This window comes from Enterococcus innesii, assembly GCF_022846515.1.
GTDB lineage: Bacteria > Bacillota > Bacilli > Lactobacillales > Enterococcaceae > Enterococcus_D > Enterococcus_D innesii.
The window spans coordinates 2,583,117-2,598,671 of sequence record NZ_AP025635.1 but is presented as its reverse complement, the minus strand read 5'-3'; the positions used below and the strand labels follow the sequence as shown (position 1 = coordinate 2,598,671).

Annotated in this window: 15 protein-coding genes; 2 read left to right on the top strand and 13 right to left on the bottom strand. The window is 41.4% G+C overall.

The window, feature by feature from the left end; all coding sequences use genetic code 11:
- Positions 1 to 142: 142 nt before the first annotated feature.
- On the top strand, positions 143 to 1,651 hold the full coding sequence (locus tag ENLAB_RS12150) for an AcpB/EbpR/MafR family transcriptional regulator (RefSeq protein WP_244351311.1): 1,509 nt from the start codon (positions 143 to 145) through the stop codon (positions 1,649 to 1,651).
- Positions 1,652 to 1,788: 137 nt separating this feature from the next.
- Here the strand turns inward: ENLAB_RS12150 and ENLAB_RS12145 are convergent, their stop codons facing one another.
- Positions 1,789 to 2,172: a DUF7006 family protein gene (locus ENLAB_RS12145; RefSeq protein ID WP_077453627.1), complete on the bottom strand. Its 384-nt coding sequence runs from the start codon at positions 2,170 to 2,172 to the stop codon at positions 1,789 to 1,791.
- Positions 2,173 to 2,569: 397 nt separating this feature from the next.
- Here ENLAB_RS12145 and ENLAB_RS12140 point away from each other — a divergent pair, with 397 nt between their 5' ends.
- Positions 2,570 to 4,057 carry an AcpB/EbpR/MafR family transcriptional regulator gene (locus tag ENLAB_RS12140; protein WP_244351309.1) on the top strand — a complete coding sequence of 496 codons (1,488 nt, stop codon included), beginning with the start codon at positions 2,570 to 2,572 and terminating at the stop codon, positions 4,055 to 4,057.
- A 160-nt stretch (positions 4,058 to 4,217) separates the two neighbouring features.
- On the opposite strand, the gene ENLAB_RS12135 is transcribed toward ENLAB_RS12140, so the two are convergent.
- Genes ENLAB_RS12135 through ENLAB_RS12080 form a run of 12 tightly spaced genes read right to left on the bottom strand, consistent with a single transcriptional unit; the run spans position 4,218 to position 15,507 of the window.
- Complete coding sequence (locus ENLAB_RS12135) at positions 4,218 to 4,580, bottom strand: DUF7006 family protein (RefSeq protein WP_077453629.1); 363 nt, start codon at positions 4,578 to 4,580, stop codon at positions 4,218 to 4,220.
- A 53-nt stretch (positions 4,581 to 4,633) separates the two neighbouring features.
- Positions 4,634 to 6,094: an AcpB/EbpR/MafR family transcriptional regulator gene (locus ENLAB_RS12130; protein WP_081119042.1), complete on the bottom strand. Its 1,461-nt coding sequence runs from the start codon at positions 6,092 to 6,094 to the stop codon at positions 4,634 to 4,636.
- 14 nt (positions 6,095 to 6,108) lie between these two features.
- Complete coding sequence (gene wecB / locus ENLAB_RS12125) at positions 6,109 to 7,206, bottom strand: non-hydrolyzing UDP-N-acetylglucosamine 2-epimerase (protein ID WP_140966639.1); 1,098 nt, start codon at positions 7,204 to 7,206, stop codon at positions 6,109 to 6,111.
- Between the two features lie 31 nt (positions 7,207 to 7,237).
- On the bottom strand, positions 7,238 to 8,269 hold the full coding sequence (locus ENLAB_RS12120) for a glycosyltransferase family 4 protein (protein ID WP_244351307.1): 1,032 nt from the start codon (positions 8,267 to 8,269) through the stop codon (positions 7,238 to 7,240).
- Positions 8,266 to 9,681: a lipopolysaccharide biosynthesis protein gene (locus tag ENLAB_RS12115; protein ID WP_244351306.1), complete on the bottom strand. Its 1,416-nt coding sequence runs from the start codon at positions 9,679 to 9,681 to the stop codon at positions 8,266 to 8,268. The genes ENLAB_RS12120 and ENLAB_RS12115 overlap by 4 nt, the downstream gene beginning before the upstream one ends.
- 8 nt (positions 9,682 to 9,689) lie before the next feature.
- Entirely contained in the window at positions 9,690 to 10,943 is a 1,254-nt protein-coding gene (locus ENLAB_RS12110; RefSeq protein WP_200126077.1) for an O-antigen ligase family protein, read from the bottom strand.
- On the bottom strand, positions 10,940 to 11,686 hold the full coding sequence (locus tag ENLAB_RS12105) for a WecB/TagA/CpsF family glycosyltransferase (RefSeq protein WP_195265224.1): 747 nt from the start codon (positions 11,684 to 11,686) through the stop codon (positions 10,940 to 10,942). Before ENLAB_RS12105 ends, ENLAB_RS12110 begins: the two co-directional genes overlap by 4 nt.
- Positions 11,686 to 12,333 carry a sugar transferase gene (locus ENLAB_RS12100; RefSeq protein ID WP_140966643.1) on the bottom strand — a complete coding sequence of 216 codons (648 nt, stop codon included), beginning with the start codon at positions 12,331 to 12,333 and terminating at the stop codon, positions 11,686 to 11,688. The genes ENLAB_RS12105 and ENLAB_RS12100 overlap by 1 nt, the downstream gene beginning before the upstream one ends.
- A gap of 13 nt (positions 12,334 to 12,346) precedes the next feature.
- Entirely contained in the window at positions 12,347 to 12,988 is a 642-nt protein-coding gene (locus ENLAB_RS12095; protein WP_081119035.1) for a CpsD/CapB family tyrosine-protein kinase, read from the bottom strand.
- The gene (locus ENLAB_RS12090) at positions 12,988 to 13,722 is read right to left on the bottom strand and encodes a YveK family protein (RefSeq protein ID WP_081119034.1); all 735 of its coding nucleotides are present in this window, start codon (positions 13,720 to 13,722) and stop codon (positions 12,988 to 12,990) included. Before ENLAB_RS12090 ends, ENLAB_RS12095 begins: the two co-directional genes overlap by 1 nt.
- A gap of 40 nt (positions 13,723 to 13,762) precedes the next feature.
- On the bottom strand, positions 13,763 to 15,016 hold the full coding sequence (locus ENLAB_RS12085; RefSeq protein WP_244351305.1) for a nucleotide sugar dehydrogenase: 1,254 nt from the start codon (positions 15,014 to 15,016) through the stop codon (positions 13,763 to 13,765).
- Entirely contained in the window at positions 15,013 to 15,507 is a 495-nt protein-coding gene (locus tag ENLAB_RS12080) for a DUF4352 domain-containing protein (protein WP_244351304.1), read from the bottom strand. The genes ENLAB_RS12085 and ENLAB_RS12080 overlap by 4 nt, the downstream gene beginning before the upstream one ends.
- Positions 15,508 to 15,555: the final 48 nt, after the last annotated feature.

Here is a 15,555-nt window from a genome sequence, read left to right as displayed (position 1 = left end):
TTCTTTTACCAGACCACAGTATAGAGCATCCCAGCCCTGAAAAGAGACAAAAAAATGTCAATTTCCTATACAAAAAAATATCCTTTTTTATGCTATGATGAAGATGAATCACCAATAATGTAAGGAGATAGGAGGTCCTTTGATGGAACGATTCTACACTTTTTTGGGGAGTAGTCTGAAAAAAGACCTCGATTTATTGCGTTTCTTGTATTTACAAAAACGTTTTGTCCCAATTGAAGAAATCAGTGCCACCCTTGCTCTTGATCGCCGCTCAATCCAAAAAAGTTTCATAGCGTTAACAAAACAGCTTGAGCAAAATGCCGAGGAAAAACACCCCATCTTACTGGCCAAACATGGAGCTGGATATAAATTTAACGGAAACAAAACAGACTATAAACATCTGTTACGACAACTACTAGCAAAGAATCCTTTTTTTCAATTATTAGAAACATTGCTCCTGCATAATGAGATTAATGTGGTTCAATTTGCTAACGATTATTTTTTCTCGGAGTCTACTGTGCGCAAAAGAGTCTATGAGCTGGAGAATCTCTTGGCACCTTTAGGCTTTACATTAAAAAAATCCAAAGGAAATGTACAGCTGAATGGTGATGAAGCACGCATTCGCTATTTTATGGTCGCCTTCTTTTGGCGTACTTTTTCAGGTGTTGATTGGCCTTTCAATCATCTCTCTCAAAGCAAATGTGAGGAAATCGCTCGAGCTTTCTATCGCAACAATCACATACCTTTTAACACGATTGAATTGAAACAGACGACCTATATACTAGCCGTAATCTGTTTGCGTTTCCGCCAAGGTCAAACGATTGCCGAAGAAAAGTTACAGCTCCAACCACCATTAAAGGGCTTAGACTTGACCTTATTTCAACAATCAACGAATCCAGAAACACCGATTTTTACCCAACTGTCACAGGAGTTAATGACTCACTTTTTTCTGAATGAAAAAGAATGTCAGTTTTGCTTTTTGTGGCTGATGTCCAATCTAGAGCGAACGTTTCCAGAGGAGCAACTGAATTGTTATTTTCCTTCGAAAAAAACGAGTGACCAGCAACTTACTACGATTCAAAAAGCACTGGCTTCAATGACTTCACCAGCTGAAAAGATGGTCATTTCCCAACCACGTAAACAAGTCATTTTGAATACGATCCTGAATGGGATATTATCCGTCGAACTGTTTGGCGAAACTGTTCATACGCTAGCGGGCTATAACACAGCTCAGTTCCTTACCGAACATTTTCCGAATTTGCAACTGCATTCCGAACAATTGCTAGCTTATCTAAAAGTCTATCACGAGGATTTGGAAAAACGCAAAGGACTGGCTTTGTATGTAGCAACAGCCTGGACGCTGATTTTACCTCCAGCTCGCTTTCAGCAAGTCATTCGAATCAAGTTAGAAACGGACCTGCCTTTCGCACTTTCTTTAGCAATTAAGGAGTTGATCCAAACCCCTTTTCAAGGTTTCTATAACCTCGATCTGCGGGATCACTTTGAAGACGATGATTATGATCTTTGTATCAGTACATCACCATTGACCGCAACATCGGCAGAAATACCGGTAATATTGATCAATGCACAGATCACCTTGCCAGACCTATTAGCGATCCACCAAGCCATCGAGGGCGTATTGCGAAAATAGCCCAGGATTGGATACTTCCTAAAATCAGCCCAAAAACGGCTAAGTAGCTTCCTCAAAAGCTACTTAGCCGTTAGTTGTTTCTCGCAATTTATTTCGTGAATACAAAAAAATGAATTTCTTGACGAATAGAAAGACGATTATTCTTCACTCATATAAATCAAACCGACTTTGGGTTTTTGAGTGACTTTCAGTCCTGTGATTTCACGATAGAAAAAGCGATGCTCTTTCCGAATCATGGCAATGATCTCTTCCTCAGTTAGGCCTAGATCAGTGACTAAGTCATCTTTCCCATGATTGCAAAGCTCTAATAAAATTTGAAGTTGCGCATCGATCGCTAATAGTTTGGCCCACTGAACAAAAAGATTCTCGTACTTTTTATTAAACACAGCTAGAAACGTTTCCGAAAGTTCTTGGAAATATACATATATTTTAGGAAAGTGTTGAAACACCTCTCTTTGATTGAGTTCTTTTTGGAAATATGCCAAATAGTCTGTTGCATTGTATATTTTTCTCGCCTGCATACCTTCTTCTCCTTTGTTCTTGCTTTCATAGAAAACATTTTTACTAAGTTTCCTCTATTTTCAACCATTGCATTCCATTTTACGTATTTACCTTTAGAGCGAACATTTTATGACTAACTTCTAAAGCAAAAAACTTGGTTAACATGCGCTGGCTCTTAGTTTCGATAAAAATCTTGCCTTTTTTACTAGCGATTGGCTCAAGAAACGATTTATATGATTACTATAGCGCCAAATGTCCGTGAAAAAAAATAATAAATTTCACCAGCCGGTGAAATTTTTCACTAGAATGATGTTTCTTCATCTTTTATTCAGTAGGAGAGAGACGAAATTTCATATGTAAAGCAACAAAAAAAAAGCCCTTTTTCACCTACCACCTATTTTTAGAGGAGAGGTTTTCATGAAAAAATTTCAATTAAAGTTTTTCAGAAATCGATCATTGATTCGAAAAATACAGTTACTGAGTGAATTTGAAAAAAATGATACTTATAGCTTAAAAGGCCTAGCAACGATCACCCAAAGCAGCAAGCGAACCCTAATCACTGATATTCAAACGCTCCGCGAGTTCTTCAAAGATTCTCTTGCGATTCACTCAACAAAATTTGGTTATTCCATTGAAGAAATTGATCCCGACGGTTATTTAAAGCAAAAACAGTTTCTTGTCAAAGACGAACCCATTTTTCAACTGCTAGAAAGCTTTTTTTTCAACGAAAAGTATTCTTTACTTGATTGGAGTCTCGCATTAAACTTATCCGAGCAAGCACTGTTGAATTACTTTAAAAAAATCAATACTTACTTAGCACCTTTTCACTTGCAAATCGCCACAAATCCCGTCGTATTGATTGGTTCGGAAATCAACGTTCGCCAGTTCTTTTTTGTTTTTTATTATGAATCAGCGATTAACGTAAACACACTGTTCCCCTCGATTGACGTGCAAAATACTGTGATAGAAATAACTCGATGCTGGCAGGATAAAACCCAACTGGCTTCCGCCTTTTCCTATTTCTCTTATATTCTCTATATCGCTATTGAACGCAACAAAAATGGCTTACAGGTCCATCTTTCTGCAGAGCTGAAAAACTTTTACGACCAAAGCAAGCCATTTTTTCAATTAGAATCTTTACATGCCATTATTGAACGTTTCTTTGATTGTACGTTTCCTGAAGAAGAAGTCATCTTTTTATTTATCTGTCTGATTTGTCGGCAAAAAATCAACCAACCTGCCCTACTAACAAGTGAGCTTGTTTGCGAACAATGGCCTGAAATCAAACAACTAGCCCATGACTTTTATAAAGAAACTCGTGGCTCATCATTTGATGAAAGTAAGGACTTAGTATGGTTAGAGAGCTTTTTCATCCGACTGAAATTAAGAGAGCTACTCTCTCCAACAATGAATGTCTCCATCGATGATTTAACGCAATTCGTCAAGGAAAAATTCACTGATGAATACCAAAAAAACCAATTTTTTTTAAGCCATCATGAACTTGTCAAACGATTCTACGATCCGACTTACCTAGATGATATTTGCGTCAGTCTGACGCTGCATATGGAAGCGATCAAAGAAGAAAATTGGGGGCGGCAACGAACGATCGCGATCATTTTCGAAGGAAATGAGTATGCTTGTGAATATGCGGAAAGTATCATCCGAAAATACTTGGCACCTTTTCATACGCTTTATTATCCTGACGCCGGCGAATTATCGCCAGAATATCTCCAAGAAAAGAACATCGATCTACTGGTCACCAACTATTCCGAATACACCACAGAGTTTTTGCTTGAAGTGGAATGCGTGTTGTTGAAGTCATTTCCTGACGCTACCGATTGGAATCGACTACTTAAGCAAATCAATCCACGAATCTTGCGTTTGGTTGTATTAGACAATGTGTAAGTCAGATCGCTAGATTTTTCTTCCTATATACGTATACAACATAACGCTCTTCAGATAATCAGTTATACCAAACGATGCTAACTTTTTTCCAAATCAATCAAACACGATGATATATATTATTTAAACTCTGACCGTCTTGATCGATCAGAGTCTATCTTTACTATTTTTCGCTGAGATAAATCAAGCCATGTGGCGCTTTTTGATTCGTCCCAATCCCTGCCATTTGTCTGTAATAAACATTTTTGTCTTTTTTGATCATTTCGACGATCTCTTCTTCGGCTAATTCGATTTCCTTAAAAAAATCATGTCGAAAAAAATCTAAAAACATTTGTAACTGAGCATCGATCTCTAACAAATCAGCGATTTGTTGGAGAACATTCTCGTATTTTGTATAACAAATTTCTTTGAATCGTGTCTGCAACTCGGTGCACACCTGTTTGATCAAAGGATATTCCTGTAAGTAACAAAGCTCACTATAATTTTTCAAATAGGCTTCTGGTGTCACATGTCCTTTTTTCATCATGATTGCATCATTCCTATCTTTCATCTGAATATATTTTTGCACATAGACAAGGGCTAAAGTTTAAAATCGATCAGTGACATGAGTCTGCGCCAATCAGTTGAGTTCGGGATTTTATTGAATAATAAATAGACTCCTGAACAAGAAAAATTCGACATATGCTCGTTATAATTGGTAACGATAATATCAAATTGGTTCGCTTCAAAATAGCCAGGATTAATATCTAACACATTAGGAAAATAGAGTTTTTGGTAGCTGCCAAGATACTTACGTGCTGTGACTTGAATCCGTTGAGAAATAAATTGATTTCCTTCCAATAGAAATGCGATTTTTTTGGGCTTTCCCCAGTACAATTCTTTGACACAGTCCATGTGAATCGTTAAGACTGCGCTGATATCCACGATCATTTCTAAAGACAAGCCTTTTAGATGCTTGAATTGCTTTTGTAAAAACGTGGTGTTTTGTGCCATCTCTTCGGGAAATTGTTTTTTAACAAATGAAATCAAATCTGGAATCACTTTATTCAAGACCGGGGAAAGTTTGTTCTTTAGTAAGACTGTAGCAAAAAAGGAATGAATCAAAACCGTGCTGTATTCAAACGCATAGGGCGGTACCACTACTTCCTTTAGATAGCGTTGGGTTAATTGCAGGATCTGAGAATCTCTGCCTAGCTTGTTGCAAAAATTTCTTTCCATCTCAATATCAAACACAGTCCGCTTCCCCATAGATAAAGCATAAAAGTAGATGATTTCTTTTTCGGCGATCGTTGTTTGTAAATGATGCGACAGCATCGTCTTTAAATTTTTCAGCTCGAGATAATACTCTTTGCGAAACTGTTTTACGATGGCTGGATCGATCGTGACGTAATGCCCATGAGAGGTTCTTTCTAAAATGATATATAGCATGTAACTGATTTCCTCAAAGGCGAGATTAGAGAAATTGCTGTCGAATTCTTCTTTTTTTAAATTTAGACCGATCTCATGAATAATCAACGGTGGAAATACGGTATGAGGAGTACTGTCGGATTCATAAAAAAAATTCAGAAAAAAGTGCCGGATATTGACTTCTGCTCCCACGAGATCGACGGTGGTTTTGTTCAACGTCAATTGATATTGCGCTAAAATGGGATCAATCTTTCTGAAATAACGCATCAGTGTGGCAGGAGAAATAAACAAAATGTCTGACCATTCATTGATTGTCAATATTTCACCTAAGAAAATGCTCTCAAAGATGCGAAACAACGGTTCATTACTGATTAAATTCCGCTTTTTTTCTAAGTAGCTCTCTGCATCAATAATTTGTAACTGATACCCACTATTTGTCGTCTCCATTTCAATCGAGGCTTCGAAGTAATCTTTTATATTTTGTAGATCTTCAATAATGGTTCGACTAGAGCTTTTGATCACTTTTGACAACCCACGAATTGGTACGTGAGAGGCATGCTCCATGTGTTCTAGCAGATGTAGCCACCTTAGCGTCGTTTTACTAATGACAAAAGATGATTGGAATTGTCTCATAGATTCGCCTTCCTCTACTCGAAATAACTTTTTAATTCAGCTACGATCCGCTCGCTCGCTTGCCCGTCTCCATAGGGATTCTTGGCTTGTGCCATTTGTTTGTACGCTGCCTTATCTGACAATAAATGAACGATTTCTGAATACACACGGTCTTCTTGAGTGCCAATCAGTTTCAAAGTCCCTGCTACCACCCCTTCTGGGCGTTCCGTCGTTTCACGTACGATCAAGACGGGGATACCCAAGGAGGGTGCTTCTTCTTGAATCCCTCCTGAATCGGTCAAAACAAGGTAGCTGCCTGCCAGTAACTGATAGAATGCAGGGGCATCCAATGGTTCAATCAGTTGAATGTTTTGCTGCCCTTCTAAATAGTGCTGGGCAAGTGTACGGACGCGGGGATTTTTATGCATGGGAAAGACGATCGTCAGATCTGGATAAGCAACAGCGATGCGTTTTAGTGCACGAAAGACTTGTTCCATGGGTTGCCCAATGTTTTCTCGTCGATGCATCGTAACTAAGAGGTTTTTTTTCTCTCTGATTGGTTTTCGCTCTTTTTTTTGTGCCAACGTATGGTACAAAGCGTCGATGGACGTATTGCCCGTGACTACAATACGGTCTTGTGGGTGGCTTTCTTTTAAGAGATTGGCACGGCTTTGATCCGTCGGTGCAAAGAGAAAATCCGCTAGTTGATCAATCAACCGGCGATTCATTTCTTCCGGAAACGGATCATTCTTGTTACCTGTTCGCAGCCCCGCCTCCACATGACCAATCAAGATCTGCTGATAAAAAGCGGCCAGCGCAGCTGCGACTGCCGTCGTCGTATCGCCATGAACCAACACCACGTCTGGTTCTTCTGATTGAAAAATACCTTCGAGACCTTCTAGAATACGACTGGTGATACTGGTCAAGGTTTGATTTTCTCGCATGATAGCCAAGTCGTAATCAGGAGTCAGCTCAAACGCCGCTAATGTTTGCTCAAGCATTTCTCGGTGTTGCCCTGTCACGATGATCTTCGATAGAAATCGTGGATCGTTTGCTAGTTTCTTGATGACCGGTGCCATTTTGATTGCTTCGGGTCGTGTACCAAAAATAGATAATACCTTTATTTTTTGCATCTTACTTCTCCTTTTTTCAGCAATTTGTGTATTAATCAAGTTGCTTTTTGTAGATCTTATGCCAGCGCTTCATATACGCCGTTAAGGCATAGTTTTTTTTGATCGTTTCTCTGGCCTGTTGACTGAGATTCGTTCGTCGTTCCTCGTTTTGTAACAGTTCACTCAATGTCTCGATCATTGCTTGAGTATCACCGGCAGCTACTAGGTAGCCATTTTCACCTGAGTGGATCAACTCCGGGATTCCCCCGACATTGGTCGCTACATTGGGGATGCCTGCTGCCATGGTTTCTAAAATCGCCATCGGCAAGCCTTCGTGATAAGAAGGGAGAAAATGGACGGCAGCCTTGCGAAAAACAGCTGGTAACGCATCGGTTGCTACCCACTCATTTAAGAACACATTGGTCAGGGCTTCTTCTTGGAGCTGCTGGGCAACTTGTTGATTTTCTTGATCCCCAAACAACATAAAGCGAACCTCAGGGAAGGAAATAGCCATTGCTTTGGCAACTGCCAACAGATCAAAACTGCCTTTTCTTTGCCCGATCCTGCCAAGAGTAATGACCCATTTTGCGGTGGGGTCATAAACGGATTCCTCCGGCACCTCTACGGCATTTGGCAAGACCTCGATCGAGGTATCCGTAATTGTTTGGTAGAATGCTGCCCAGCTGCTACTTAGTACTACAAGCTGATCTACCCGTGATAACGTAAAACGGATCCACCACTTTGCCCATGAAGGACTGTTTTGATAAAACTGATCAAATTGCGAAGCATGCATATGAAAAATCGTCTTGCAATGTTTTGGTGCTAGCAACAACAGCAAACTCTTGCGATAGAAACTGCCCTTTTGCGCGACGTGGAAATGAAGGATCTGGCACCTTTCTTTTTTGATATGCCGACGAAAGGTAAGAAACGCTTTGAACTGCGTCCAATATTTTCCTTTTTCCGACCAGGTCGTATGAATGATGAAACGCACGTCCTCTGGCGCTTGTGCTTTTTGGAAATTATGAATGACCGTTGCGATCCCCCCTTTTGCTGCTGGATCTGGACCGATAAGTAAGATATTCATGCTTTGTTGATTTTCCTTTCTTGTACAAATCTAGTTACCTGCTTTAGTTCCTTGCGATAAAGAACAACGACGAAGAGCATCAGCAGCAAAACGAGGCTCTTTTCCAGCCAAAGAGTCCGATTGAATGCCGTAAACAGCGCAAAGCAATACAGCATGATCGAAAGGCTGATTTGGCGTTTGACTGAGAATCCCTGCCAATAGGTCATCGAAAAATATGTACGGGCAAAAAAGAAGACCAAGTACCCTAATGCCGTAGCACAAGCCGCTCCTGTGGCGCCAATTGTCGGTACGAGTAGGAGATGACCAAGGGATGCGGCTAAGACCGCCAGCAAAGAGGCAGCAATATTCAAATGACTTTTCTTATAAAAAACGATCCCGAGATTGGTCGTTTCACTGATCGTCATCATCAAGGGATAAAAACATAACAAGGGAAACAAGTACTGGGCCTCTAAGTAGTCTTGCGACAATAAGATGACGATCGTTTCTTTGAAAAAGACCATCAGTAAAAAGAAAATCGCCAAGACGAACATGATAAAGTGACTGACTCGTTCGTAATAAATCAATGGTTTGCCTTTTTTGAACCATTCATAGGAGGTGGGAATCCAAAAATTGGCAAAACTAACTTGTAGAATCATCAAGGCACTTGCCACTTTAAATGCCGCCGTATAGATCCCCAAAGCGGCAAAATCAGCAAAATAGCGCAGCATCATTTTGTCGATAATCATTAATAGGCTATAGAGAAACGTACCGACCACGGTTGGCAAGCCAAAACGACTTAGCTTCTTGATCAGGTTGCGATCGATTTGGCGAATGAGCGGTCTAAAAAGCGCCAGGTTTGCCAGAACCAACAGACAATCACCGATGATTTGTCCTAGAAGCATGCCATAGACCACCGTAATGAACGTCGGCGGACCAAAAAAGAGAAACAGCAACGTGATGAACAAGACCATGAATTTCACCAAAATACTGTAAACGGAGAACTGGATCGCTTTGTTTTGCATTCGAACCGTTAATAAAAGAAACCGTTCAAAAATCAGTAATCCCGACGAGAGAGCAAATAAATAAATCGCACGGGTGTACTGTGGAGATTCAAACAAAAGCTGCGAAAACGGTGCGGCAAAAACCACTAGGATCAGCTGGAAGATCAGCGATCCGAGCAACGGGACGAGCATCGCTTGTTGCAGCAACTCGCGTTTGTTTTCGTGGTCATGGTATTCCCTCGTGAAGGCTTGGTCGAAGCCGAGATAGATCACGTATATCAAAAAGGTCTGTGCCAGGAAAAACATACTGGTCTTCCCATATTCTGCGGGTGTCAAAAAGCTGGTCGTTACGGGCAAAAGGACCAGGTTTAAAACCGCCGAACCTAACGAACCGAGGGAGAAGAAGCCCAGCCTCAAAAGTAATTTTTTCAATCAGTTGTTCACTCTTTCTCTGTTAAAATAATGCCTCCACAAATCAATCCTAAAAAGGTGGAAGACAATGCCGAATACAAAACATGCCCAGCAAAAAAACTATAAAAAAGCACCACGATCAAGGCAAAGCTATAAACCGATCGCTTTTTCGGCTGAAAGGCTAAGTAAACAAAATAGGCGAGCATCAGCAGCAATAACGCTATTCCTAGTAGGCCTTGCCCGAAAAGGGTGTCGAAGAAGTCCATTTCAATTAAGCCAAGACGACCAAAGTGGGCCAACCGGTATTCAAAGCCTTGGCCAAAAATCATGGTAAAGTGACGAGCCTCATCATTTAAGAAGGCGTTCATCCCACCAATCAAAAAATCACTTCTTGAACTAGAAAATAAGCGGATCAAGTCTCCATCGAAAAGATGATAAAAATACACCATGCGTAGATAGGTTCCTTCGACGGCTTGGATCAGCAATGGTAGTCCTTGAATAAGCAGCCAAGCAATCGTCATAAAACTCATAAACCAGATAAACAGTTGTTGCAGGAATGCTTTACGATCAATACCTAGCACCAATCGGATTAAAAGATAGAACAAGACACCGACACCATAAAACACGCCGGTTTTCGTACCGACCAAGACCAAACAGACGAAATTTCCAGCGAATAAACTAGCCAAAAACAACGAAAACTTATGGGTCTGTTCTTTGATCGAAACAATTAGTGCCTGGACTGTAAAGGTGATGGAAACAATAAAGGCAAAGCTCGTATCATTATTGGCAAAGAAATAGCCTTTATACCCAGCATCAGAATTGTCATAAGTTTGGTAGCCTAACCCTAAAAAATAGGGAATCAGTAGCCCCAAGGTGAAGCAGACACTAATAAAAATAAACAAGCTGTCATAGTGCAGTTTGGAGAAGTCGTTTTTTCGTTGATAGACATAATAAGGAATCAGTACCCATAAGAGGTATTTGATATACACCGATAGATCCTCAATCACCCATTGCCAGCTGTACTCCAAAAAAAGCGCTTGTAACAGAAAAAGCGTAAGTGTCACAGCGATAAACCCATACGTTAAATACGTATAGTAGCTAAGGGGAATCTTTTCTGTCACGATCATAATCACTAAGAACAAAAAGAACAGCAGACGGTAGAACACGCCAACGGGAAAAGGAATGCCCAGACTTAGAAATAAACCGTTTAAGACGTCGATTATCGGAAAAATGGCCACAATCCCCAGAAAGAAGCGGTGATGGCTTTGCTGTTTTGATTTCATGCGTTTCTTCTTTTTTCTCCCCACACATACTGTAAAAAGCGCAAATTTCCTATGATATAGCGATCAAACATCCTAACTGGCTCTTGAGCAAAGCGATAAAACCATTCCAACCCTGCCCGCTGCATCCACAAAGGTGCCCGTTTGGTTTTGCCTGCGACGATATCAAAGCTGCCGCCAACCCCCATCGCAAAGGGCACTTGCAATACTTCGCTGAATGTATCGAGCCAAATCTCTTTTTGCGGACTAGAAAAAGCGACAAACAGCAAGTCTGGTTGCGTCCGTGCAATCTCTTTTGCCACATACAATGATTCGTCTTCGGAAAAATAACCATGGTGAAAACCCGCTATGTTGAGGTCGGGATAAAGCTGTTGGTCATGTTTGACGACGGCTTCTACGACTTCCGCAGTTGCTCCTAAGTAATAAGGCCGCCAGCCTTTTTCTGCTGCTAGCTTGACGAGTTCGCGAAAAAGATCGATGCCCGTTACCCTTTCTGGTACAGGACAACCTAAATATTTCGCTGCCCAGACAATCGACTGGCCATCAGCCGTGATCAAAGCTGCCCGATTGACGATCGATCGCAACGAGGGATCATTGCGCATCAAGTTTATTTTTCCCGCGTTAATTGAAACATGTTGTGCGGGGCCCCCTTGTTCGATCATTGCCTCGATTTTAGAAATGGTTTCTTGAAAACTTAGAGAATCTAGATTGCTTCCTAAAAGTGACACACGTGTTTGTTGCTCCATTAGAATGCTCCTTTGGGTAAGAAAACAACGCCAATCGTTTTCATAATAATTTTCAAGTCCAATAACCAGCTTAGGTTATTGATGTAATAAAGATCCAATGCGACCATCTCCTGAAAGCTTAATTCGTTTCGTCCACTGACTTGCCACAACCCTGTGCAACCGGGTGTGACAGACAATCGTTGCTTGTCTTTTTCTGAATAGCTGATGACTTCTCTTTCTAAAGGAGGACGGGGACCAATCAGTGCCATCTCCCCTTTCAAGACATTGATCAGTTGGGGCAATTCATCAAGACTCGTTTTTCTCAACAAACGGCCTAGCCGCGTCACTCGTGGATCTTTTTTTAGTTTAAACATGGCCCCTTCAATTTCGTTTTTATCAAGATACTGTCCTAATAATTGATCGGCATCAGGTACCATCGTTCGAAATTTGTACATCACAAACGTGGACTCATTTTTCCCAACACGGACTTGCTTAAAAATGATCGGTGCGTGCCAGTTAGAAAATTTGATCCCTATACAAATCAGCAGTAACAGCGGGCTAAGGATGACTAATAAGCCCAAGCTAAAGATGGTTTCTATTGATCGTTTCCAACGTACATAGCCAGTAACCCGAACTGTTGGCTGTTTGTCTAAAGCGGGTCTTTCCACAAAGTTCCCCTCCTTAATAATAGTAATTTTCGGCTGTATCCGTGCCATTCACGACGACACCTAAGATGTTTGCGTTGACAAGGCGCAGTTTTTTGACGGCATTTTTTGCGGATTGCTTGTTCGTTTTATCCGCATGAACAACTAAAAGTACACCATCAACTTTCTTGGCTAAGATCAAGGCATCAGAAACGACATTGACTGGTGGTGTATCAATAATGACCACATCGTATAGTTGTTTGACCTCTTGCAAAGCTGCGGTCATTTTCGAAGAAGCGAGCAGATCATTGGGATTTGACATGATAGCTCCACTAGTAATGATTGAAAATTCGCAATCTTCTAAAATCACTTGTTGGACACAGCTTTCGATGGAGACAGCCCGTCGAATATAATTGGACAAACCCACATGCATTTCTTGTGAAAACAAATGATGTTGGGTGGGCTTACGCAGATCCGCATCAATCAATAAGGTTCGGTTGCCTTTTTGGGCATAGGCGACCGCCAAATTTGCTGAGACCGTGGATTTTCCCGTACCGCTTTCTCCTGAAGTAATCAAAATCGTTTGGGCATCTTGTTGTTGGCATAAATAGTCGACATTTTCGCGAATCAATTTTACTTGTTCGCTGATGATGGAGTAATTTTCCTTCATGCTACGCATCACACACGCTTCCTTCCTCTAAGGCTTCTCGACTGGATGGTTTTAAACGAAGCAACTCGTTTTTCTTTGCTTATCTCACCGATGACTTTTACCCCTAAGACCTCTTCGATTTCAGTATTTGAAGCAAAACTGCGCTCAAAAACCAACAGGAGGAACACATACGTAAAAGCGAAAAGAAGACTTAAAAAAGCGGTCAAACTGTACAACAAAAATTTGTTTGGACGAGCTGGCGTTTCTTGCGGTAAAACGGCTCCTTCTGCCAAAATCGTGACATTATCAATGTTCATGATCTTAGGGATCTCTTCACTAAAAACATTTGCGGTCGTATTGGCGATCTTCGCTGCGATCTTCGGACTTTGATGGTAGGCATTGATCTCAATGATCTGCGAGTTAGTGGCATTCGATACACTCAAAATCTCTGACAGTTCAGCCACATCATAGCTTCCCTCTAGCGCCTCACTGACTTCATTTAAGATGCGAGGACTCATGATGATGGTGCTATAGGTACTGACGAGCTGAAGGTCTGCCTGAATCGTCTGGTTTTCCAGACGATTGCCAGCTGCCGTTTCTGACTGACTAATCAGCAACTGTGCACTTTTTTGATAAATGGGTTCAGCAAACAGGGTTAGATAAAGCAACATCGCTAGTAAGGGAACACTAATGATCATGAGGATCCAGCCTATTCTTTGCTGAAAAACTTGCTTCAATTTTTTTGTGTTTATTTCTTTATTCATTGGTTTTCCCTTTCAATAACATAAATAGCAATCAAACCATTTACTGGGCGCTTGGTAATGCCCCAAGAGAATAGGCAGCATCGAACCTCGTTTTATCTGTCACAATATTTTTCGTGTCAAAAACGATTTTTTGTTTCATCGCTTGAATGGCGGCTGGCGCTATGTCTTTAAAAGCATCATGGTCACAGAGGATCAATGCCAGATCACTGTCTGTTAGTGCTACTTCGAGATGTGCAACATCAGAAGTGGCGACATAGGGGTCATAAGTGGTGACTTGCAGTGCTTTCTTTTGTTTCAGTCTTTTGGCGATCTCAATTGCCGGACTTTCTCTGGCATCGTCAATATTACCTTTATAAGCCAACCCTAAGACCGCGATCTTGTTTCCGCCATGGATTGCTAAAATCTCTTCGACTTTTTTTATAATGAATTCAGGCATCTCTGTATTGATCATCCGCCCCAACTGAATCAACTTTGCGTCTTCAGGTGCTGCCGCAACCACAAAATATGGATCAACCGCTAAGCAATGGCCTCCGACACCAGGTCCTGGTTGATGGATATTGACCCGTGGATGCTGATTGGCTAACGCAATCACTTGGAGTGCATCAATGTTTAGGCGATCCCCAATTTGGACCAATTCATTGGCTAGTGCAATGTTCAGGTCCCGATAGGTGTTTTCCATCAATTTCGATAGCTCAGCGATACTTGCAGAAGTCTCCAGCACGTTTCCTTTGACGAAGGTCTGATAAATGCGTTTGCCTTGTTGGGTACAAGCGCTCGTCATGCCACCAATGATTCGGTTGTTCATCACCAGCTCTTCAAAGATTTTCCCTGGCAAAACTCGTTCTGGGCAATGCAACAAATAGAGTTCTTCTCCAATGATATAGCCTGCTGCTTCAAAAAACGGTCCAACGATGTCCTCCATCGTGCGAGGTTGAATGGTCGATTCAACAATGACAGTGTTGCCTTGTTCAAGATAGGGTAGGATAGCAGCCATCGCCGCTTTGACGTAGGACAAGTCGCAACTACCAAATTGATCGGCGATATTTGGCGTTGGTACGGCAATAATAAAGACATCCGCTTTTTCTGGTACCAACTGTGCCTTGAATGTCTTTTTAGCTAAAGCTTGTGCTAGATAGCGATCAATGTCGGGTTCTTCGATTGGTGCCTGACCGGCTTGAAGTGATTGAACGACTGTTTCTGACACATCAACCCCAACGACTTCAATCCCATGGTTTGCAAAAGTAAGTGCTGTGGGCAACCCGATATACCCCAATCCAATAACGTTTACCTTCATTCGCTCTTAACATCCCATTCTGCCAATTGTTCTTCTCCAGGCTTATAAATCAATTTTTTCGCCACTTGCCCTTCTTCTAAAGCAAAGGAAACTTGTCCAGTGATGGTTTCACCTACAGCGATCTCATTGCCAAACATCGCCATAGTATGATCAAGTTCAAGAAGTTCCCCATCCTCGGTTTCTAGCAGGAAATCAATTGAACCTACCCCTGCGGCAACTGACCCCATATTTTCTGCTGTGATGGTAAATGTATGTAAAACTTGTTCCCCATCTTCTGTTTTCTTTTGATTGATTTCTTGTTTGTCGATGATGATCTTTAATCCACCAATGATCGATTGCGGCTCGGCATTGCTTTGGTCCGTGATTTGTTCAATCGGTTCGCTGCCTTGGGTAGTATCCGTCTTTGCTTGGTCATCCGTCGAGCAAGCCGCTAAAAAACTCCCCATAAGGGCAAGGCTAAAGAAGGTAACGATTTTTTTCTTCATGTTCATTTGCTTTCTCTCTTTCTATCAATGAAGAGACCCTTGCAACAGGCAAGG

Bases quoted from the DNA above. Each gene is read 5' to 3' on its own strand.
- ENLAB_RS12150 (WP_244351311.1), top strand. From the start codon at position 143: ATGGAACGATTCTACACTTTTTTGGGGAGTAGTCTGAAAAAAGACCTC.
- ENLAB_RS12145 (WP_077453627.1), bottom strand. From the start codon at position 2,172: ATGCAGGCGAGAAAAATATACAATGCAACAGACTATTTGGCATATTTC.
- ENLAB_RS12140 (WP_244351309.1), top strand. From the start codon at position 2,570: ATGAAAAAATTTCAATTAAAGTTTTTCAGAAATCGATCATTGATTCGA.
- ENLAB_RS12135 (WP_077453629.1), bottom strand. From the start codon at position 4,580: ATGATGAAAAAAGGACATGTGACACCAGAAGCCTATTTGAAAAATTAT.
- ENLAB_RS12130 (WP_081119042.1), bottom strand. From the start codon at position 6,094: ATGAGACAATTCCAATCATCTTTTGTCATTAGTAAAACGACGCTAAGG.
- wecB (WP_140966639.1), bottom strand. From the start codon at position 7,206: ATGCAAAAAATAAAGGTATTATCTATTTTTGGTACACGACCCGAAGCA.
- ENLAB_RS12120 (WP_244351307.1), bottom strand. From the start codon at position 8,269: ATGAATATCTTACTTATCGGTCCAGATCCAGCAGCAAAAGGGGGGATC.
- ENLAB_RS12110 (WP_200126077.1), bottom strand. From the start codon at position 10,943: ATGAAATCAAAACAGCAAAGCCATCACCGCTTCTTTCTGGGGATTGTG.
- ENLAB_RS12105 (WP_195265224.1), bottom strand. From the start codon at position 11,686: ATGGAGCAACAAACACGTGTGTCACTTTTAGGAAGCAATCTAGATTCT.
- ENLAB_RS12095 (WP_081119035.1), bottom strand. From the start codon at position 12,988: ATGCGTAGCATGAAGGAAAATTACTCCATCATCAGCGAACAAGTAAAA.
- ENLAB_RS12090 (WP_081119034.1), bottom strand. From the start codon at position 13,722: ATGAATAAAGAAATAAACACAAAAAAATTGAAGCAAGTTTTTCAGCAA.
- ENLAB_RS12085 (WP_244351305.1), bottom strand. From the start codon at position 15,016: ATGAAGGTAAACGTTATTGGATTGGGGTATATCGGGTTGCCCACAGCA.
- ENLAB_RS12080 (WP_244351304.1), bottom strand. From the start codon at position 15,507: ATGAACATGAAGAAAAAAATCGTTACCTTCTTTAGCCTTGCCCTTATG.